Origin of the sequence: Bacillus alkalicellulosilyticus (assembly GCF_002019795.1) — a bacterium.
Classification (GTDB): Bacteria; Bacillota; Bacilli; order Bacillales; family Bacillaceae_F; genus Bacillus_AO; species Bacillus_AO alkalicellulosilyticum.
In genome coordinates, this window is the sequence record NZ_KV917381.1 from 2,729,266 (window position 1) to 2,750,394 (window position 21,129).

The 21,129-nt window shown below is 37.7% G+C and carries 20 protein-coding genes; 9 read left to right on the top strand and 11 right to left on the bottom strand.

What is annotated here, in order from left to right; translation table 11 throughout:
* Nucleotides 1–147: 147 nt before the first annotated feature.
* From adhE to BK585_RS13635, 4 genes are all read right to left on the bottom strand, one after another.
* Nucleotides 148–2,751 carry a bifunctional acetaldehyde-CoA/alcohol dehydrogenase gene (adhE, locus tag BK585_RS13620; RefSeq protein WP_078553988.1) on the bottom strand — a complete coding sequence of 868 codons (2,604 nt, stop codon included), beginning with the start codon at nt 2,749–2,751 and terminating at the stop codon, nt 148–150.
* A 71-nt stretch (nt 2,752–2,822) separates the two neighbouring features.
* Complete coding sequence (locus BK585_RS13625; protein WP_078553989.1) at nt 2,823–3,050, bottom strand: hypothetical protein; 228 nt, start codon at nt 3,048–3,050, stop codon at nt 2,823–2,825.
* A gap of 220 nt (nt 3,051–3,270) precedes the next feature.
* Entirely contained in the window at nt 3,271–3,876 is a 606-nt protein-coding gene (locus BK585_RS13630) for a spore coat protein (RefSeq protein ID WP_078553990.1), read from the bottom strand.
* 22 nt (nt 3,877–3,898) lie between these two features.
* Entirely contained in the window at nt 3,899–4,312 is a 414-nt protein-coding gene (locus tag BK585_RS13635; RefSeq protein ID WP_078553992.1) for a hypothetical protein, read from the bottom strand.
* A gap of 184 nt (nt 4,313–4,496) precedes the next feature.
* Here BK585_RS13635 and BK585_RS13640 point away from each other — a divergent pair, with 184 nt between their 5' ends.
* Nucleotides 4,497–5,123 carry a GDSL-type esterase/lipase family protein gene (locus BK585_RS13640; protein WP_078553994.1) on the top strand — a complete coding sequence of 209 codons (627 nt, stop codon included), beginning with the start codon at nt 4,497–4,499 and terminating at the stop codon, nt 5,121–5,123.
* 117 nt (nt 5,124–5,240) lie between these two features.
* On the opposite strand, the gene BK585_RS13645 is transcribed toward BK585_RS13640, so the two are convergent.
* Both BK585_RS13645 and BK585_RS13650 read right to left on the bottom strand, forming a co-directional pair.
* A complete protein-coding gene (locus BK585_RS13645) occupies nt 5,241–5,423 on the bottom strand; it encodes an alpha/beta-type small acid-soluble spore protein (RefSeq protein ID WP_078553996.1) in 183 nt (60 codons plus the stop codon).
* A gap of 214 nt (nt 5,424–5,637) precedes the next feature.
* The gene (locus tag BK585_RS13650) at nt 5,638–6,924 is read right to left on the bottom strand and encodes a glycoside hydrolase family 18 protein (protein ID WP_078553998.1); all 1,287 of its coding nucleotides are present in this window, start codon (nt 6,922–6,924) and stop codon (nt 5,638–5,640) included.
* 202 nt (nt 6,925–7,126) lie between these two features.
* Between BK585_RS13650 and BK585_RS13655 the strand changes: the two genes are divergently transcribed.
* Both BK585_RS13655 and BK585_RS13660 read left to right on the top strand, forming a co-directional pair.
* Nucleotides 7,127–8,011: an EamA family transporter gene (locus BK585_RS13655; RefSeq protein ID WP_078554000.1), complete on the top strand. Its 885-nt coding sequence runs from the start codon at nt 7,127–7,129 to the stop codon at nt 8,009–8,011.
* Nucleotides 8,012–8,057: 46 nt separating this feature from the next.
* Entirely contained in the window at nt 8,058–8,942 is an 885-nt protein-coding gene (locus tag BK585_RS13660) for a 5'-3' exonuclease (protein ID WP_078554002.1), read from the top strand.
* 200 nt (nt 8,943–9,142) lie between these two features.
* Here the strand turns inward: BK585_RS13660 and BK585_RS24060 are convergent, their stop codons facing one another.
* On the bottom strand, nt 9,143–9,310 hold the full coding sequence (locus tag BK585_RS24060) for a hypothetical protein (protein WP_170885588.1): 168 nt from the start codon (nt 9,308–9,310) through the stop codon (nt 9,143–9,145).
* A gap of 154 nt (nt 9,311–9,464) precedes the next feature.
* Here BK585_RS24060 and BK585_RS13665 point away from each other — a divergent pair, with 154 nt between their 5' ends.
* Entirely contained in the window at nt 9,465–10,682 is a 1,218-nt protein-coding gene (locus tag BK585_RS13665) for an MFS transporter (protein WP_078554004.1), read from the top strand.
* Nucleotides 10,683–10,752: 70 nt separating this feature from the next.
* Here BK585_RS13665 and BK585_RS13670 read toward each other — a convergent pair whose 3' ends face one another.
* On the bottom strand, nt 10,753–11,538 hold the full coding sequence (locus BK585_RS13670) for a TerC family protein (protein ID WP_078554006.1): 786 nt from the start codon (nt 11,536–11,538) through the stop codon (nt 10,753–10,755).
* A 498-nt stretch (nt 11,539–12,036) separates the two neighbouring features.
* Between BK585_RS13670 and BK585_RS13675 the strand changes: the two genes are divergently transcribed.
* Nucleotides 12,037–12,513, top strand: a complete 477-nt coding sequence (locus tag BK585_RS13675; protein WP_078554008.1) for a CarD family transcriptional regulator — start codon at nt 12,037–12,039, stop codon at nt 12,511–12,513.
* A 121-nt stretch (nt 12,514–12,634) separates the two neighbouring features.
* A complete protein-coding gene (locus BK585_RS24995) occupies nt 12,635–14,104 on the top strand; it encodes a methyl-accepting chemotaxis protein (protein WP_078554010.1) in 1,470 nt (489 codons plus the stop codon).
* 61 nt (nt 14,105–14,165) lie between these two features.
* On the opposite strand, the gene BK585_RS13685 is transcribed toward BK585_RS24995, so the two are convergent.
* From BK585_RS13685 to BK585_RS13695, 3 genes are all read right to left on the bottom strand, one after another.
* On the bottom strand, nt 14,166–15,425 hold the full coding sequence (locus tag BK585_RS13685; RefSeq protein WP_281248913.1) for a DHH family phosphoesterase: 1,260 nt from the start codon (nt 15,423–15,425) through the stop codon (nt 14,166–14,168).
* 107 nt (nt 15,426–15,532) lie between these two features.
* Nucleotides 15,533–16,507 carry a DUF4349 domain-containing protein gene (locus BK585_RS13690; protein ID WP_078554012.1) on the bottom strand — a complete coding sequence of 325 codons (975 nt, stop codon included), beginning with the start codon at nt 16,505–16,507 and terminating at the stop codon, nt 15,533–15,535.
* 165 nt (nt 16,508–16,672) lie between these two features.
* Nucleotides 16,673–16,990 (bottom strand): YckD family protein, encoded by a 318-nt coding sequence (locus BK585_RS13695; protein ID WP_078554014.1) that lies wholly within the window; start codon nt 16,988–16,990, stop codon nt 16,673–16,675.
* 197 nt (nt 16,991–17,187) lie between these two features.
* On the opposite strand from BK585_RS13695, the gene BK585_RS13700 reads away from it, so the two are divergent.
* The 3 genes from BK585_RS13700 (at nt 17,188) to BK585_RS13710 (ending at nt 21,089) form a co-directional block, all read left to right on the top strand.
* Nucleotides 17,188–18,756 carry a glycine betaine uptake BCCT transporter gene (locus tag BK585_RS13700; protein WP_078554016.1) on the top strand — a complete coding sequence of 523 codons (1,569 nt, stop codon included), beginning with the start codon at nt 17,188–17,190 and terminating at the stop codon, nt 18,754–18,756.
* A 439-nt stretch (nt 18,757–19,195) separates the two neighbouring features.
* Nucleotides 19,196–20,320 carry a PCYCGC motif-containing (lipo)protein gene (locus tag BK585_RS24440; RefSeq protein WP_078554018.1) on the top strand — a complete coding sequence of 375 codons (1,125 nt, stop codon included), beginning with the start codon at nt 19,196–19,198 and terminating at the stop codon, nt 20,318–20,320.
* Between the two features lie 64 nt (nt 20,321–20,384).
* The gene (locus BK585_RS13710; RefSeq protein WP_078554020.1) at nt 20,385–21,089 is read left to right on the top strand and encodes a class I SAM-dependent methyltransferase; all 705 of its coding nucleotides are present in this window, start codon (nt 20,385–20,387) and stop codon (nt 21,087–21,089) included.
* Nucleotides 21,090–21,129 lie beyond the last annotated feature (40 nt).

Below are 21,129 nucleotides of genomic sequence, written 5' to 3' on the forward strand. Positions count from 1 at the left end.
ATCCTTCCCCCACGCTCACCTCCAGTCGTTTACACCCTAAACGAACAACCATGGCTTCCCAAAATCCTGATTGGCTCTTTTTAACCATACCAGCCCAACAAAAAAAAGAACCACACTCCATTGAATGTGGTCCTTTCTCAAAGAACTTTATACTCCTTTGTAGGCTTGACGGTAAATCTCTTCTAGCTCTTTGACTAAAGGAAGCTTTGGATTTGCTGTTGTACATTGGTCTTCAAACGCACGGTCAGCGAGTTGTGGTACTTTTGCTTCAAATGCTGCTGCATCTACACCTTGACCAGCGATGCTCATTTCAATTCCAATTTCTTTTGCCATTTTGATAATGGCTTGAATTAAGCTTTCTACCCCTTCTTCGGTAGTTTTAGCTGGTAGACCTAGTGTTTTTGCAATTTCTGCATAACGTTTGTCGGCAATAAAATGCTCGTATTTCGGGAATGCCGTAAATTTCTTAGGTTTCGTTGCATTGTATCGAACGACATGCGGCATTAAAATTGTGTTTGCGCGACCGTGTGGAATGTGGAATTCCGCTCCTAATTTATGCGCTAAACTATGGTTAATTCCTAAGAATGCATTTGCAAACGCCATTCCTGCAATGGTAGAAGCATTATGCATTTTTTCACGCGCTACTTCATCGTTTCCGTTTCGGTATGCCCGAGGTAAATATTCGAATACTAATTGGATGGCTTTCATCGCTAGACCATCCGTGTAGTCGTTCGCCATGATTGAAACATACGCCTCAAGTGCATGTGTCAGAACGTCCATTCCTGTATCTGCTGTTACAGAAGGAGGAACTGTCATGACAAATTGCGGGTCAATGATAGCTACGTCTGGAGTTAACTCATAGTCTGCTAAAGGATATTTCACATTATTTTGCTTATCTGTAATAACAGAGAAAGAAGTTACTTCAGAACCTGTTCCAGACGTCGTTGGAATCGCAACAAATTGTGCTTTTTCCCCAAGCTTCGGATATTTAAAGACACGCTTACGAATGTCTAAGAACTTTTGCTTAAGACCTGTGAACTCAGTATCTGGGTGCTCATAGAACAACCACATTCCTTTCGCCGCATCCATCGCAGATCCTCCACCAAGAGCGATAACTACATCTGGCTCAAAGTTTCTCATCATTTCGGCACCTTTCATAACGGTTTCGATAGATGGATCTGGCTCTACATCAGAGAAGATTTCGCAATGTACATAGTCAGGTCGTTTTCTTAAATAATAAAGGACTTTGTCAACATATCCGAGCTTCACCATACCAGGGTCTGTAATGATAATTGCTCTAGAGATGTTCGGCATTTTTGCTAGGTATTGTGTAGAATGCTTTTCAAAATAAATTTTTGGCGGAACTTTAAACCACTGCATATTAACATTCCTTCTAGATAGTCTCTTAATATTTAATAGATTTGCTGTACCTACATTGTTAGATACAGAGTTTTTACCGTAAGAACCACAACCAAGCGTTAAGCTAGGAATATAAGCGTTATAGATATCACCAATGGCACCTTGAGAAGATGGCGCATTTGTAATTAGTCGTCCCGCTTTCATACGTTTACCAAATTCAATCATGATGTTTTGGTCGTCAGTATGAAGAACTGCAGAGTGACCTAAACCACCAAACTCAAGCATTTGCTCTGCTCGCTCTAAACCTTCTTCTGTACTATTCACTTTAAATGCTGCAAGAACAGGGCTTAGTTTTTCACGAGAAAGTGGCTCTTCTGGTCCAACAGTAAGTAACTCAGCAACTAGAATTTTTGTATCTTCAGCTACCGTAACTCCTGCCATTTTTGCAATTTCAAACGCTGGCATCCCCACGATATTCGGGTTAACTGCGCATGTATTTTCGTTAATAACTAGCTTTTCGACTTTCTTTTTCTCTGCAACTGTCAAGAAGTGGCAGTTGTTATCAATCATTTCTTGTTTCACATCTTTATAAATCTCTTTATCCACTATAACGGCTTGTTCAGAAGCACAAATCATTCCGTTATCGAAAGTTTTAGATAAAATAAGGTCATTTACAGCTCGTTTGACATTAGCTGTTTTTTCAATATAACAAGGAACGTTCCCTGGACCTACTCCAAGAGCTGGCTTCCCTGTGCTGTAAGCAGATTTCACCATTCCTGCTCCACCAGTTGCAAGAACTAATGCGACACCTGGATGGTTCATAAGTTGTTGAGTCGCTTCAATAGAAGGAGCTTCAATCCATTGAACACAATGTTCAGGTGCACCTGCTAAGAACGCTGCATCTCTAACAATTCGAGCTGCTTCACTACTACATTTTTGAGCAGATGGATGGAAAGCAAAAATAATTGGGTTACGTGTTTTAATCGCAATTAAAGCTTTAAACATTGTTGTTGATGTTGGGTTCGTTACTGGAGTAACCCCTGCAACAACTCCAACTGGTTCAGCAATTTCAATCATACCTTCATGCTCATTTTCTTGAATAATTCCAACGGTTTTGTTATATTTAATATTGTGATAAACGTATTCCGTTGCGAATATGTTTTTAATGATTTTGTCTTCATATACTCCTCGCTTAGTTTCATCTACCGCTAGACGAGCGAGGGGCATGTGTTGGTCAAGGCCCGCTAATGCCATTTCCTTCACAATATTGTCAATTCTCTCTTGGTCGAAATCCAAGAACTCCTTTAGTGCCTTTTGTGCATTTGACACTAAATTGTCAATCATTTGCGTAACATCTTTTTGTTTTTTTACATCTTTTTCTGATAACGCCATTTCAATCCCTCCTATTTCTTTATCTAAAACTTTGTGAAACATTGAGCATGTATTGTTAATAAAGTAAAACTTTATTGACAAACGGGGTTTCGGTGAATCTTTGTAATTTGGATGTCGCTTATCATTCTCGTGTTTTTCTTGATGAGACAGACATAATTAACTGTCCAGATGTAAGCAGGAAAGTCAGTGCCTTCTTCAAACATCATAGCTTCAAACTCATCTTCTACTAATTCTTCAAAAACATCTTGTGTGTATGTTTCAGTATCGGTAGAAAAGTTTTTCCATTCGCAAAGTATCATGTCATCATCCCTCGCTTTCTTTTCTATGAATTTATTATAGCACCTTTATTTCCATGAAATGGTGAACAAAATATGACGGATAAAAATATTAAAAATCCAAAAACCTTGACAAACCAACATTTCACTTTTTACACTTTCGCAAAAAAAACTCTTGACAAATCACCTAGATTTTAATAGAAGGATGTATCCTCGCAAAAGTGAGAGATACATCCTTTTTCTCTTACATTGTATGCAACGTATTTGGTTGACTATTCGTTGGAATCATTTGATGAGTACTCATCGGAGAATACATTTGCATCATCGTATTCATTGTTTGTTCAGGAAATTGTGGAGCTTGATAATAACCTCTATGATTCATATACTGCCATATTTCATATGCCATCTCTTGGCAAGTATTCGCCCCTTGTACGTGGAACGAACGGATCTGTGGATTGACACACTCCCCAGCCCAAAGCATCGCAACAGCAGAACCCATCTTATGTTGGTTTAGCACCAATGTACAAATTGTCATTTCAGACATTTGTGACGCATTAGGGTTTGGCATAGCCATCTTCATTTGGCTTGGCTGAATACCAACTGTCGGCTGATACTCCACATGCATTTGCGGCATTGGGATATTCATTGTATTTACACCCTGACCTTGTAACAATGAAAGACCTTGTTGGAAGGATTGTTGAGTGCGAGCTTGTTGATTTTGCAAAATGTTCTTGAGTTGTTGGTCCTGGACCATACCCATCAGAGCACCATACATTTCAACTTGAGCTGCTTTTGAACGAAGTGCCTCTTGTGTTTCTAAAAATTCATGTGCAGCGATGTTTTGTTGCATAGTAACCTCCCCGATTTACTTTTTATTGAAACTGACTTGTAGATTGGTGGCTTGGTTGTTGAATGTGAGAACCTTGGTATTGCGATTGTGGAGATGTTGTCATGGTATGTTGCATCGTTTGTTGGTGCATTGACATTTGTTGTTGTAAACGTTGGTTTTCTTGGATTAGTTGATTGCACATTTGTTGCATTTGTTGGATTTGACGAGTTGCTTGAGATTCGTGTTGGCTAATTTGTTGAATTTGGTTAGCAATTTGACGAAGTTGAGATGCATTTTGTTGCTCCATTTGCTGCATTTGTTGGAAAGATTGTTGGATTTGGCTTCCCATACCCATTGATCCCATTGTAGAGTGCATCTGTGTACTACCCATTTGTCCACCGATTTGGTGTTGCATTTGTGTGCTACCCATTTGATTGTTTTGGTTTTGTTGATACATGTTGAATTCCTCCTAATAAGTGATGTGATTGAATTACAAAGTTAAGATAACCAACTTATCAATGGAGTATGTTACATTTTTATTATCATTTTTAAAAATAAATTGTCATTGGTTAGTTGTAACCGTTGTACACAGTTGCGCATAGGATACAATGTAAGCTTTTATGCACTAAGGAGTGTTACAAATGCCTATAAACCCAATCCGTTATGTAGCACTTGGTGATTCTTTAACAGAAGGGGTAGGGGCTTATTTTTCAAGCGGTTATGTTTTTCGTTATCGTCACTATATCGAACGGATGTTCAAAAGACCTGTATTCCCCACTGTTTTCGCAAAATCACGGATAACCTCAGGACAAGTGTTAAGAAGTCTAGCTCAACCCGAGATTAAAAAAGCAATTCACGAAGCTTCGGTTATCACCATTACAGCCGGTGGAAATGATTTATTGCAAGCCTATCGATTGTATAAAAAAACAAATGACAGAAGTTACGTTCTTTATGCTCTAAGCACATTACAAAAAAACATTTCTTTAATTATCTCAGAAATTCATGCGATAAAAGCAAATGACCCTTATTATATTGTTCGGTTGATTGGTTTTTACAATCCGTATCCTTCCTCCCCCTACACAGATTATTGGGTAAGAATGTCCAATCAAATGCTTACAAGATTTTCACAAGGTCCGGTTCAGTTTATAGATATTTACCCTGAATTCACTTTATATGGAAAATCTGTATTATCTTTTGGTGGGATTCATCCAAATGGGAAAGGGTACCAAATCATTGCAGATAAATTACACCAAGCTGGGTATTCGTAAATCATAAAACCACTTTGCAGGGCTCTGTAAAAATTCACAGGGTCCTCTTATCATTGACCACAATAAGAAAACGCGTAGAGGCAAGTCTACGCGTCTGAAAAGCCATTTGTTAAGTTTTTAGAATTTTGTTTGTTCAGCTTGTTGGACAAGGCGCTTAGTAATCTCTCCACCAACAGAACCGTTAGAGCGTGCTGTTGAATCAGCTCCAATGTTCACGCCAAACTCTTGAGCGATTTCATACTTCATTTGCTCTAATGCTTGCTCTACACCAGGAACTAGAAGTTTGTTTGTGCTAGCCATTGTCTATCACCTCGCTTTTGCGTGGATTAGTTATAGTATGGTATTATGGAGAATTGTTATTCCACATAAGCCATGGTAATATCTAGCCACACATCCAGTGTCGTTTCTAAACTCCATTACACCCTAATTGCAAAGAATACTTAGCAAAAGGAACCTGCTATCAAGGTCACTGAAAAAGTTCGGTTTTTAACTTTTACAGTGACCTCCTTACTATTTACCTTTTTACAACATTAAAATTCTCAGCAATCAATAACCAGTTTTGCGGGAACGAAAGTCCGAGCTTCCAATAACTAATTCCGCGAAGCTCGAGTCGATTCATCAAATCAAACTTTGCTTGAATTGATCTCGCATCTTCAAACCATACTTTATGCTCTCTTCCTTGTTCATCTACATAATCAAAGTGCGGAGCTTGAGCCGTGAAATCATATTGAATCGGAACATTATAAGTACGAGCAAGTTCAATAGCTTGTTGAGGGCTTACCGCTCTTGCATACTCTCCACCTGCAACAAATGGCAAGGTCCAATCATAGCCATAAAGATTTTGACCCATCATGATTTTTGATGCTGGAATTTCCGTTAATGCATATTGAAGAACTTCTTCGACAGGACCGATTGGTGACACAGCCATTGGCGGACCTCCACTATAGCCCCACTCATATGTCATGATTACTACAAAATCAACGATCTCTCCATGCGTTCGGTAGTCATGCGCTTCATACCATGGACCTGGTTGGTCAGCTCTTGTCTTTGGAGCGAGGGCACTTGAAATCAATAAGCCTTCTGCTCGAATTCGAGTTGCTGCTTTACGTAAAAAATTATTATATGCGGTTCTATCTTCAGGACGCAAAAACTCAAAATCAAAATGAATGTCGCTAAATCCAACTCTTCTCGCTTCTGCTAATACATTATCTAATAATAAATCCTGAACCGCTTCACTTTGCAAAATATCACGCCCAAGCTCTGCACTAAACTGCCCTTCTTCTAAATTGGTCACAACCATCATTAAAGCAACGTCAGTTTGTTGAGCGATTTCCGGAATTCCTGTGAGCGGCTGAGGAACTAAAGTACCATCCCTTCGTGCCTCATAACTAAACGGCGCCAGGTAGGTTAAGTAAGGAGCAACTGCTCTTGCTTCTTCTAAAAGCGCTGGACTTACCGTATCTCCTCTAGGTTCAATATAAGCATTTACTTCGGCCGTTCGTTTTGGTCTTGGTGGAATATACAGTCGAAGACCGACTTGAAGCGGTTGATTTACATCAAGTTGGTTGACTTGAGCAAGAGTTTGCCAATCAATCCCATAGCGCTGACCGATGCTATACAACGAATCCCCAGGTTGTATCCAATAAAACCGTCCTACAATCGGAATAATCAATGACTGACCGACAACTAGTTGTTCTGGGACAGGAAGCTGATTTGCATCAACAATGTCCTGTACGGATGACTGATAGGCTTGTGCAATCCCAAATACGGACTCACCTGGCTGCACTACATGTATTTGCATTATTTCTCCTCCTTAGGAATAATCTCACTCTTACCAATTTATGTATAACATTTCTTTTCATGAGTACCCCAAGCAAAAATTACAATGTAATTATTTGAAGAAAAAACACTCACTCTACCTTCAATCGTTTAAAATATCTACAGATAAAGGAATGTGATATAGTAAAAAAGGTTAAAAAACTAGAACAACACAGGAGTGGCATATGTTCTATTACTCATTAGTCGTTTTATGTGGTGCGATTAGTTACGGTTTATTGTCTACCTTTGTAAAGTTGTCTTATGACGCTGGAATTTCACCAAATGAGGTTTTAGTTGGTCAATTCGTTATAGGGTGGACCCTATTTCTTTTAATTTTTTTTAGTCAACGTCCTAAACGAAGACCACGGAAAACAGTTTTATCACTAATGGTCGTTGGGACAACGATTAGCTCAACAGGTATTTTCTATTATTTATCCTTGCAAACCCTTCCCGCTTCGATTGCGATTATTTTATTATTTCAGTTCACTTGGATCGGCATCATCATTGAATGTATAGCCACTTCTAAACTACCTACTCGAAAAACGGTGATTGCTGTCCTAATTCTGTTAGTTGGAACGGTTTTTGCAGCGGGTGTTACCGGGACTGAAATACAGCATCTAACACCAATGGGAGTGACTCTTGGATTTTGTGCGGCCATCTCCTTTTCATTATTTATTTTTTTCAGCGGAAAAGTAGCTATTTTCATTCCTTCGGTCGAAAGGAGCTTTTATATGATTTGCGGGGCTTTACTAGTCACACTTCTCGTCTTCCCTAACACTCTTTTTACAATTGACGGAGTATCTACTACTTGGCTTTGGTATTCCCTTGCACTAGGCTTTTTCGGAATTGTATTGCCTACTTTCCTATTTGCGATTGGTATGCCAAAACTCGAACGAGGTCTTGGACCTATTATAAGCTCTGCAGAACTTCCTACCGTAGTCGTCATGTCGATTTTAGTATTACAGGAATCTGTGTCCTATTGGCAGTGGCTTGGAATTTTGTTTATTTTACTTGGAATCGGATACTCGCAAATTCCGTCCAATCAAATTGTAAATGCAAAGAGCACATAACCCGTTTTCGTGATAAAATAGGTAGATGGAAAGGGGTCAATTATTTATGGAAAAACAATCGTTATTACTTATAGATGGATTTAATTTATTAAGTCGAGGTTATTTTGCAACTGCTTATGGAAAGAGCGAAGAGGAACTAACTAAGAATAGTCAAGGTCAATATACCAATGCCCTTCGTGTATTCTTTCAAAAGCTATTTAACTTAATTGGTGAACATGGTATTACCCATGTAGCTGTGGCATGGGACGTCAAACGTGAAGAAACGGAACGACGTATAAAATATGATTTCTATAAAGCGACAAGAGGGGAATTACCTGACCCTCTTATTCAACAATATGAAACTTGTACAGCTATACTTGAGGAACTAGGCATTTATCAATTGGTTACGCCGCCATATGAAGCAGATGATGCGATAGGGACGGTCGCCACTCTTTGGACAAAGCAACAAGACAGAAGCTGTTATATTTACAGCAATGACCGAGACTTACTTCAATTGTTATCTGACCAAACCTCTCAAATTATTGCTAGCAAAAAAGGCGAAACGATTTATTCGTTAGCCCATTTTAAAGAGGATTATGCCATAGACCCTATGCAGTGGGTTGATGTAAAAGCTTTACTAGGGGATAAAAGTGATAATATTCCTGGTTGTCCTGGAGTCGGAGAAAAATCAGCACTTCCTTTAATTCAACAATACGGTACGATTGAAAAATTATACGAAGAGCTCGAAGCGTTGGATCCAAAGTACAATCGCTATAAAAAGAAACTAGAAGCAGGCCGTGAAACAGCGATGATTAGTAAGGAGCTTGCAAAAATAGTTTGTGACATCCCTGACTTACACGAGCTTTCTTTTGATACGTTTTGCTATCAACCAGAACATCCAGTCGCTCAGGACGTATTCTCGAAAACTGAACTAAAAATCAAATTGTATTAAGAAAAACCACTCCTTGGTTTTTCTTACTAATACTGTGCGAAACCGCTACCTTCTTTTAAAATCAAACACAAGTGAGGTTCTTTTGTTTGACACATAGCGAGCGAAGCCAGTGTTCATCAGTGATTGACCCCAAGAGTTTTTTTATATTTTCCCTACAAAAAAAGAACGTAGTGGCCACTACGTTCTTTTTTCTGTAAGTATTAGTTGTTATTGTTGTTGTTACGATTGTTACGGTTATTACGATTGTTACGGTTTACATCATTCTCTTGAGCAAACTCAGTGTTTGCATTATCGATGTTAAGTTCGTTATTGTTATTGTTGTTGTTATTGTTATTGTTGTTGTTGTTATTACGGTTGTTTCTAGCCATTTACCCTCACCTCCTAACAATAAGTAATATTCCACTTTACAGAAAAAGGTATTCACGAAAAAAATAATTAATTTTATGTAAATTTACGTAATTTTAAATTAAAATTACAAATACTATTAATTTCTACAACGGGAACATGAAAGAAGGAGAGGAAATGGAAGTACTTAAAAGCCCTGAGAAACCTGAACCCAAAACGATGTATCGAATTTTACTGATTATTGGTTTTGTCCATTTATTAAATGATTCAATTCAAGCGGTTGTTCCGGCGATGTTTCCTATCTTACAAGCATCGATGGGGTTTTCTTTTACACAACTCGGGATAATCGCTTTCGCACTAAACGCAACTTCATCTTTAATCCAACCAGCAATCGGTCTATATACTGATAAAAAACCATCTCCTTATGCCTTACCAATCGGACTATGTTTTACTTTATTCGGCGTTCTTGGTTTAGCGTTGTCTCCTTCGTTTTGGCTTATTGTGATATCTGTCGTCTTCATCGGAATTGGTTCTGCTACATTTCATCCTGAAGGTTCAAGAGTTGCCTATATGGCCGCAGGAGCACGAAGAGGGTTAGCGCAATCTATTTTTCAAGTGGGAGGAAATTCAGGGCAAGCGTTAGCTCCTTTAATTACAGCTCTTGTACTTGTTCCACTTGGTCAATCGGGAGCAATTTGGTTTACGTTTGTAGCTGCCTTGGCCGTTATTTTATTGTTTTACATAGCGAAATGGTATTCTGAACAAATTGTTGCCTTATCTAAAAGCAAGCAAAAAACAAGGAATCGAAAGCTTCCAACTAAACATAAGAAGACAATCATTTTTGCCATTACACTATTAATCTTTCTTGTGTTTGCTAGGTCTTGGTTCCATGCTGGCATTACCAACTTTTATGCTTTTTATATTATTGATAGCTATCAATTATCGATATCGCAGTCCCAAGTTTTTATCTTTCTTTTCTTAGGTGCTGGAGCTGTTGGTACTTTTTGTGGTGGACCTTTAGCTGACCGGTTTGGCAAACGGAATATGATTATGATTTCAATGCTTGCCTCAGCCCCGCTAGCGTTACTACTTCCACATGTCACAGCTTTTTGGGCTTATCCACTAGTAACCGTCATTGGCTTCATCATATTGTCTAGTTTTTCTGTTACTGTCGTTTATGCCCAGGAGCTTGTACCAGGTAAAATTGGGATGGTGTCCGGGCTTATCATTGGTCTTGCCTTTGGAATGGGAGCTGTCGGATCAATAGCTTTAGGTTGGTTAGCCGATTCCATTGGTCTTACTAACACGATGCTCTTTACCGTTTCACTCCCGTTAATAGGCGCCTTAACCTTTTTGCTTCCTTCTGACCAACAACTAAAAGATATAAACGAATAGAGGAGGGGGTGGAACAAAAGGTAACCTTTCGTTCCACCCTCCTCTTGTCTTTGAAACGAATTGCCGATTCTTAGACTACTTTATCAACGACCTCAGCAGGCTCATCGACGACTTCTTTCGATAAGAACCAACTTAATGTTGCTATCCCGATTAAGACTACCCAAAAGGTAATTTTCCATTCTGGCGAGTGTGAGAATTCCTTAGGTAGTACTGCTAGTGAAGGGTGAGCTAATGTATACACACTTAACTTCACTCCAACCCAACCAACAATTAAATACGCTCCTGTTTCAAGTCCAGGTTTTCGGTGGAGCAATTTCACAAATTTACCAGCAGCAAAACGCATTATAATTAGACCAATAAATCCACCTATAAATATTACGATAAACTGACCCCCATCTAATCCCCCTATTTTCGGGAGAGAAGTAGCTGGTAATGTCATAGCCAAGGCAACCGCTGCTAAAATGGAATCGACAGCAAAAGCAATATCAGCAAGTTCCACTTTTAAAACGGTCATCCAAAAACCCGATCCTTTAGTGTCCTTACCTTCTTTTTCAACTGATACTTTTTTCGAAACATACTTCTTGATTAAGAAATTCCCAGCAATAAAAAGTAAATATAATGCACCAACCGCTTGAATAAACCAAACGTTTACTAAAAAAGCTATTAAGAACAAGGAAGCAAAGCGGAATACAAATGCTCCTGCAAGTCCATAAAATAACGCTCTTTTTCTCTCCTTTTCAGGTAAATGCTTAACCATCATTGCTAGTACAACGGCATTGTCTGCTGCTAACAAACCTTCCAATCCAATTAATACTAGTAAGACCCAACCATACTCAAGAATGAGTTGTAGCTCCATCCTTTTTCCTCCTAAAATTAAAATAGACCTCTACCTACTAACTTGGGGTAAAGGTCTAATAATGGGGACAAAAAAAGACCTTTACCGCTTGGCAAAGGTCTTGCTAACAACCACAGGCTGTCTCCAAAGCCGGGGTATAATCCCGTGCTGTCGACTTTGGACAAAAAGCTACTCCCCTTTGAGTAGTATGAAGTTATCTGTATCATAGTTCACCTTTATTAAAAAGACAATCTTTTTTTTATGTAAAAAAAACAAAAAAGTGTCTGGACTTGCCCCTCTCCACAATTCCATAATTTTCAAGATGTATTATTAAAAATTTTCAGAGTTGATTCTAAATATTAGGGTACACTTTATAAAGGCAAAGAAAACGTTTACATAAATGTGATTATTTTTGTTGACAAAAATCCATTTAAAATGATATCATAAAAAATTCATGAATTTTGCTAAAACAAGCTTAATATGATATAATGTAGACTATACCGTTTAAGGGGGCTAATTATGTATCAAATTGGCGACAAAATTGTTTATCCAATGTACGGCGCAGGAGTAATTAAAGACATCGAAGAAAAAGAAATTCTCGGTGAGACACGTTCTTATTACATTTTCCAAATGGATCACAGCAACATGCAGGTGATGATCCCCCAAGGGAAAACAGATGGATTAGGTATTCGTGGCGTTGTCGACTCTGATACTCTTGAACAAGTTCTGGAAATCATTTTTGACGGAGAACCTGACCTTAGTGTAAATCGCCACCAAAGATATCACCTTAATGTTAAGAAACTTAAAAGTGGGGATATTTTCGAAAATGCACAAGTGATTCGGGACCTCGTGTATTTACGAAAACAACAAAAAATCAGCACTCAAGATAAATCATTGCTTGATAATGCACTTCAAATCCTAACAAGCGAATTGATTTTAGTGAAGGGCTTAACGGAAGAACAAGCCACTGAAATGTTAAATAAAAAAATAAGCTAATCATACTTATAAACAGTCATTCCATTTCGGAATGGCTTTTTTATTTTGTGAAAAATTTTAATTCAAAACATTCTTGATATAGATTATAATTAAGAAATCAAACTACGAAAGGTGTCGTGAAATGTCGAATATTTCAGAAAATTATCATTCAAGCAATCGTCTAGTATTAAAGTTACTTTGGACAATATTTGGTCTCGGTTTACTTGGAAAATATGTAAGTGACCCAGAAAATATTCTTAATTTCTTTGTGACAGGATTACTAATCTGTCTTACTTTACAATTCATTACCTATAAGAAATGGAATCCTACAAAAGTACAATATATAGTCATTATCTTATTAACGATTTTAACTGTAGTCATGGTGATGGATTCACCTAGATTTTCTAATTACTTTATGATTTACGTAAGCTTAGCAATCGTTACAGTTTACTTGAATTATCGTTCGATTGCTATAGCTGCTGGAGTAGGCTTACTCGTATCCAACTATTTCTTATTTACTTTTAGTGATGAAATGTTTTTTGGAGTAGCGGATGATTATATTGTTGGGCTTAATGCGTTTTATATTGTTATCAGTATTATCCTAGTGATGCAGGCCCGGATTGGGGAACGACTTCAAAAACAAACAGATAAAGATAAAGCTAATATTCAAGACCAGCAACAGAAAACCGAAGAAATTCTAGAGAAAGTTTCTAATACAATAATTACACTATCACGTTTTAGTGAATCGTTAAAAACGAACGTTGACTCAACTGGGAATATTTCACAGGAAGTGACGATTGCTTTTAATGAGGTAGCCAAAGGAATTGAAGCACAAGCAGTGAGTATATCAGGAATGCACCATTCCATTGAAAACACAAATTCATTTGTTTCATCTATCGCAATATCGTCTGAAAAAATGCAAGAACTCTCAAGCCTGAATGCCTCAATTATCAAGGAAGGCTATAACCAAGTAAAAGAACTGTCTGCCGAAATTCATAATGTATCTTCTCTAATGGATAATACTTCAACACTGATGGAAGGTTTGAGAAATCAAAACAAAAACATTATTAATTTTCTTACTAAAATTAGTGACATTTCTGAACAAACCAATTTATTAGCCTTAAATGCAGCGATTGAAGCCGCAAGAGCTGGAGAACACGGACGGGGCTTTGCGATTGTAGCTGATGAAGTTCGAAAATTAGCTACCGATTCCAAGCAAACTACTGAAGAAATCAGCGAGATCATTACGACAATTGAAACTCAGACCGAACAAATCGCAAAAGAAATTGAACAAGGTGCCATTGCGATTCAAAAAGGGAAACAAGTGACAGAAACTACTGAAAAACGTTTTGACCAAATAAATGCCAATACTGAACTTGTTTCTACACAATCTACTAAGGTGGAGTCATTACTATCTCAGTTACTATCTGATTCGCAAGAAATCACTACAGAGATTTCATCAGTTACAGCAATTACTCAGCAATCAAGTGCCTCTGTTGAAGAAATACTTGCAAGCATTGAAGAACAACATCATCGTATAGAAGAAATCGTGACAAGCTTTGCTGAACTAGAAAATTTAACAAACCAACTTGAAGAACTTTTAGCTAAATAATCTTTAATGGGGCTAGAACAAACGGACGATCTTACCATTTGTTCTAGCCCCTTCACTAATGTTAGTGGGAATAATAATCTTGCTCAGGTCCTACCTGTTCATTTTCGTGTTGAGCAAACGATTTTAAAGTATCTTGTCCTGTTACCCGAGTATGGTGCATATGGTCCATCAAATACCTCACAAACACCTCATCTCTCACCAAAGCTACACCAAAGTGCCTCTTTAAGTGATGCTCTGCTTCGGTGAACGTAGCAAACAATTGCTGCATCGGTATTTTATTTCGCTCAACATTCCAACCATCTTCATGCGCATAAATGAAAAATTGGTCCTGTTCGTTGTTTTCATATAAACTTCCCAGCTTTGATTCTTTATGATTATACCGATTTCGAAAAGCATCAACACGTAACGGGTCGAGTTCAAATGGCTCTGCTACGTACAACTTATAAGCTTCATTCGATAACGAACAACCCGAGGCTTTCGCATGCCCGCCTCCTCCATATTGATTTGCTATGGCTGACACATCGACATGGTCGTGAATCGTTCGTAAGCTCATTCTCTTGCCACCCACATTAACAAGTGCAATGTAATCAATATGTGGGTTGTTTTTCCCTAATTCATTTCCTAGTTCAGAATGATATGATTCAGCATGAACAATTCCTATACAATAGTCCCCAATAAACGTTTGTACCATTTCTCTCCGTTTTTTTCGCACATATCGTTCAATTTTATCTTCTTCCATATCAAGGATTTTCACTTCAAAATCATCAAATTGAAACTCTTGATTTTGTTTTATTCGTTGAATGATTCTTTCTTCAAATTCATCAATTGAAATCATAAAAAATAAATCATTTAATCGTTTTGCCATCGTGTTATTATTGGCATCCCATTCCCATGTATCATATTGCCTTACTAATTCAACAAATTGGTCGAGACCCTTCGAACGGTCTAATAGACTATGTTCAATAAGGTGTTCATAAAAAAGAGACGTAGCTGAACAAAGCCTTCCATCCTCATACTCTACTTTAACATGACCCCATTCATGGTTATTAAAGTGAAGCGCTGTTTTATGATGGTCAATTAACGTAATGTTCCACCCGTCTTGAACATGTTGGTCAATTCGTTTTTCAACTTTCTCATGAACCGATAAATCTGTGATAAAGGCACTATCCTCTTTTCTTCCTTTTTCTAAAAATCGTTCGACCTGGTAGTCTAAACTTGATACGGAATTATAGCGAATCTCAACGTTTTCTCCAAATGCTATTTTGGCAACAATCCCACAACCTACCCCATCTAAATCGTTATGTGAAAATAAACGATACATAAACACCCTCCTCCTATGTAATCCTTTAGTAGTATGATCAATAATATAGGAAAACATGATAGAGAAAGCAGGTGCCAAAATTGACCACCTGCTTAGTCAAACAATTGTTATTCGTTAGTCGAAATATTTTTAGCTTTCTTTTTTCGAATGAACACCGTTATAAAAAACGCAACGAATAGAATTGGTAAAAAGACCGGTGATAAGCCAATGGCTAAAATAACAAGTGATGAAAACAAGCTAATGATTCCATTTACACTATCCATAAATAAGCTTTTTGCTTTCACCCACGTATTTAAGTTTTCAGTATCTTGTATTGAAGCAACGTTAACTTGGCGCTCATGCAAATCCATACTTATTGTCGAAAAGGATACATTGTTTTCTAAATACTTCATTCTCCCTTTTAGCTGTTCTATTTCTTCTTGAACTCTCCCTAAGTCATTAGAAATTTTCAATAAATCTTCTGTTTTTTCCGCTTCCTCCATAAAAGATAGCAGCCTTTTCTCGACGGCTTCTTTTGAACGTAGTCTAGATTCTAAATCGACATACTCCTCTGTTACATCTTGACCAGAAACTGTTCTCTCTTCTACTTTTATACTGTTTGTCTCAATCTCCGTTAGTAATGGGTCAAAGCTTTTTTGTGGAACTTTTACAACCATCCGACCATAAATGTCTCCCTCCCCATGATTGTAAACGTTAGATTCGACAACATAGCCCCCAACAGCACTTACTTTTTCTCTTATCTGTTCTGTCATTTTCTGATAACTTTTCACTTCAAGGGAGAGGAAAGCATTATAAATCACCATTCTCTCAGAAGCACTGACTCTCTCAGTTGCTAATGTAGAAGGTTCAGCAGGTTCTGCAAGTTGACGCTCTTGAAATTCTACGTCATCAACAGCACCCTCCCCCTCAAATTTATTCGCTAGTGCAAAGTCATATTCAGCTTGGGTATCCATAGCCGCTTCCTCTGCCATGTCATACCCCATTGATGGGCTTTCTGTTGCTTCATCATAACTGCCGCCGCACCCGCTTAAGAATAATAGTATGACCAAAAATAGCATGCTTCCTATCTTACTTGTTTTCATTAAAATTGCCCCCTAATAGTTGCTTTTTTCTGTAAGACGTTTACTAACAGGGAAAGGTTTCAAAACATGGAAAATTAATAAATATTAATTGAAAAGTGCATGTGTATGTATCCATGAAAGAGGGTGGAACAAAAGTTTATTTCCTTTTGTTCCACCCTATATTCATTATTCATTATGGTGCGGTTTATGTTTATCCCATTTTGGAAGAAAGTGATTACCTTCTAATTTCTCAAAATGAAGGTCCATATGTGATTTAATCTTTTCTCCTTTTTCTTCTGAGAAGACACCAAATTCCACATACTTATCAATCACTTCTTTTTTCATAGTAAAAATCTCTTGATATAACTCTCCTAATTCTCCCTTTTGTTCTTCAGTTAACTCAATTTTCGTTTCTGTTTCAATGCCTTGCTCTTCTGCTGAAACACTACTTCCCATTGAAAGTAAAGACCCAACAATGGCAAGGGATGCAAATATTTTCTTCATCTAAACACTCCTTTTTAAAGAATACCTTACGTAGTCTTTGTTTTTTGTTTGGTTTTTATGTTAACTTTGGCAATAAAGTGAGGTCACTGGAAGTAAGGTAACCAATTACTTATGTGCACATAGGCCCTCTTTGTCGTGAGTAAAACAACATAAAAATAGCATACTATCAATAGTTGATTTATGAAGGGATGGAAATTATGGACAATCAAAGATTAGGACCTGTATTTTACATATCAGTTTCAATAATCACCATTTTTGTATTATGGGGGTTTATCCTTCCAGACCATTTGGATCGTGTGGCTGATACTGCTCTTGCATTTACGACTACTTCATTTGGGTGGTTTTATTTATTTGCTACGTTTATTTTCTTAGCTTTTGCCTTTTATTTAGCCTTTGGACCATATGGCAGAATTAAATTAGGTGAAGACGACGATGAACCTGATTATTCATATTACACATGGTTTGCTATGTTATTCTCTGCTGGAATGGGTATCGGTTTAGTGTTCTGGGGAGTGGCTGAGCCTATCTATCATTTCATTACTCCACCTCTTCCTGAAGTCGCAGGTCAAACACCTGAAGCTGCTCGTTTAGCTCTTAGGTATTCATTTTTTCACTGGGGGTTACATCCGTGGGCCATTTATACGGTCGTCGGACTTGCTTTAGCCTATGCCCAATTTCGAAAAGGAGAATCCGGCCTAATTAGTTCGACTTTTCGACCATTAATCGGGGATAGAGTAGAAGGTCCTTTAGGGAAAAGCATAGATACGTTAGCTGCGATTGCCACTGCTTTCGGTGTTGCTACCTCTTTAGGATTAGGAACATTGCAAATTAACGGAGGTCTCACTCATGTTTTAGGTATCCCTAATACGATTAATACACAGCTCGTAATCATTGCCGTTGTTACCGTTCTTTATATGCTCTCAGCTACAACAGGATTAAATAAAGGAATTCGTTATTTAAGTAACCTCAATCTTGGATTAGCTGGGGGATTATTGCTTTTTGTTCTTCTTGCTGGACCAACCTTTTTTATTTTAGATGCCTTTACTACCACTCTAGGTGGATATTTAGGAAACATCATCCCGATGAGTTTTCGAATGACTCCATTCTCTCAAGGAACATGGGTAGGTGCTTGGACCTTATTTTATTGGGCGTGGTGGATTGCTTGGGCTCCATTTGTTGGAACCTTTATTGCCCGCGTTTCCAAAGGCCGCACAATAAAGGAATTTGTTCTTGGGGTTTTGCTTGTACCAACCCTCTTAGGAACACTTTGGTTCACCGCTTTTGGCGGGTCAGCGATTTTCTTTGACTTATTTAAAAATGGAGCGATTTCAGATGCTGTCAGCAATGATGTTACGACTGCGTTATTTATTACTCTTCAACAGCTGCCTTTAGGAATGATTCTAGCTGTTCTTGCGACACTGCTAATCATTACTTTTTTCATTACTTCCGCAGATTCAGCAACATTTGTACTTGGTATGTTAACGTCAAATGGGGTATTAAATCCTGCCACTCGGACAAAAATCATTTGGGGTGTTCTTCAATCTTCAATTGCAGCCGTTCTTCTATGGAGCGGTGGATTAGGTGGCTTACAAACAGCATCCATCGTAGCCGCCCTACCATTTGCTGTAATTATGTTATTGATGGTTATCTCCCTAAACAAAGCACTTAATCTTGAAGCAAAAGAAGAAAGACGAAAAGAAAAAAGAAGAATAAAAAAAATAGACGAACTCCTAAAAGAAAGCGAAAACAAAGATAAGAGGTTCTGACAAAAGGTTGTTTTTTGAGGGCACTGAAAAAGTTAGGTTTTTAACTTTTTCAGTGCCCTCTAAGCAATGTGCGTAACCGTTGCATTTTTTAAAAGCCTGCTACGAGTGGAGCCATTGCAACCATAATTAAAGGCATTGAAAAAGTTGGTTTGTACTTTTTCAGTGGCCTCTACCTTTTGTCAGACACTCCAAGCAATGAGCGTAACCGACACCTTCTTTTAAATTGAGTTGTGAGTGAGGTTCTCAATTGCCTTCTTTGATAGTCCCCAAATACTATATTACCCTTTTATCAATAGTAACGGTTACCCTTGAACATACTCCATGGGTAACCTTTTTTTGATGATTTTTATGTTCTTAAAAATATCATACATTGTTCACCATTTCACATAGTAGACTTTGTTACTCTAATATAGAAGAACTTATTCAGGAGGGATTTTAAGTGAAAATAAGTAACCTATTTTGGACAACTTTTATCATTATCTTCTTTTTAATCTCATTAGCTTCTGTGTTTATTATGTCTTTCCAAAAACCAATTAACGCTAATGAAAATGAAGTAACTCAAGTCTTTTCGTTTACTCTTGAGGGTTGCGGAACATGCATTACCGCTGACCAGGAAATCGAGAAGCTAAAAGAACTTTATCCTGATTTTAATTATGTTTCATACAGTGTTTATTCGGATACCGCCATGCTAGAAGCATATGGTATTGAACAGCATCCTACTGTCCTATTCTTAAATCATGCAGGACAAGAATTAGGTAGGGTAGAACGCGACAATTCACTTGCTGATTATACGGCAAAGATACAATCACTACAAGAACAAAATCTCGAACCGATTACAAGTTACCAAGTGACTCCTCCTTCAGGCAGTACACTTGCTACTCTTTATTATTATAATAACGCAGTCGGGAAATACAGTCAGGTAAATCAGTTTATCGAGCAAAAAACTTCAGTAAAATATCCAAAGATAGCAACAATTCACAAGTTATTTTCTTTATCTGAAGATTTACCTGATACGTTAGAGAATCCATTTGAAAAGATTGAATTTGTTGAAATGCGGGGGCAAAACGGGATAACTACAATTACATTATCTGATTCCTACTCAGACATATCTCAGACCGTAAAAGGTATTTACATTGCCGAAACTATCGCCTTAACGATGCTTTCCTTTGCTGATGTCGATGCTGTGCAAATCATTTCAAACGGTTATGAAAGTGAGGTTTTTACTTTTGATATGCTGGAACCAAAAGTAGCCAAGTCAAATGAATACGTTTATGAACCTAAAGAAGACTGGTCACCAAACGTTGCGGTCTATGAGTACAATATGAACATCCTCCATCACCAAGATATTAAGCAATTGCCATGTTATTGCGGGTGTGAAAAGATAGGACACACTAGTAACCATAACTGCTTTTTTAGTGATTCAACTGATGACCGACTGATTGATCAGCATGGTGAATACTGTAATGTTTGTTTAGATATTACCAACACTTATATGAATGGCAAAAAAGAAAACATGTCAATCCAACAAATTCAATCCCTACTTAAACAGATGTACGAATTATAAATAATTGTGCACCAATAGGAATTTTGTTACCATAATAGTATTCTTTTAGAAGAGGTGAGATGAGTTGAGTGAAGTTGAGATGAGTAAAGATGTAGAGTTAGACCGTATTATTTTTATCGGTAGGAACTTTGATGAATATCTTCATATGTTCGGTCTTTCCCCCAAAGAGTTACAAGGGTTGCGAATTCTTGATTGTCCTGCAGGTGCCTGTTCGTTTACAGCCCATGCCAATCAGCAAGGAATAGATGTAACCGCTTGTGATATTGCCTACGCACACGATGTAGACAATTTACGCAAAAAAGGAATTAATGATATTGTTTATTCTGCTTCGGTATTAGAAAAGACAAAAGAAAAATATGTTTGGGATTATTTTAAAAGCGTCAAGGAACTCAGTCACGTAAGACGTGTTGCCTTAGAGGATTGTACGAGTGATATGTTAAGGAGACCCGAACGCTATCATTTTGTGACGCTTCCTACACTTCCTTATAAAGACAATGAGTTTGACCTGATTCTATCTGCTCATTTCCTTTTCATGTATGCAGACCGATTATCTTACGAGGAACATGTTCAAACTGTGAATGAATTGATACGAGTCGCAAAGAAAGAAGTACGGATTTTCCCGCTCGTTGACTTACATGGCCAACGGTACCTTCACCTTGACGAGTTAATCGACGAACTTAAGCAGAAAAACTTGAAGGTTCGTGAAGAGAAAGTAAACTATGAATTTCAAAAAAACGCGAACTCAATGCTAGTTATAACAAAAAATTGATTGACCCCAGATTCTTTCAACTTTCTGATTATATTAAAAA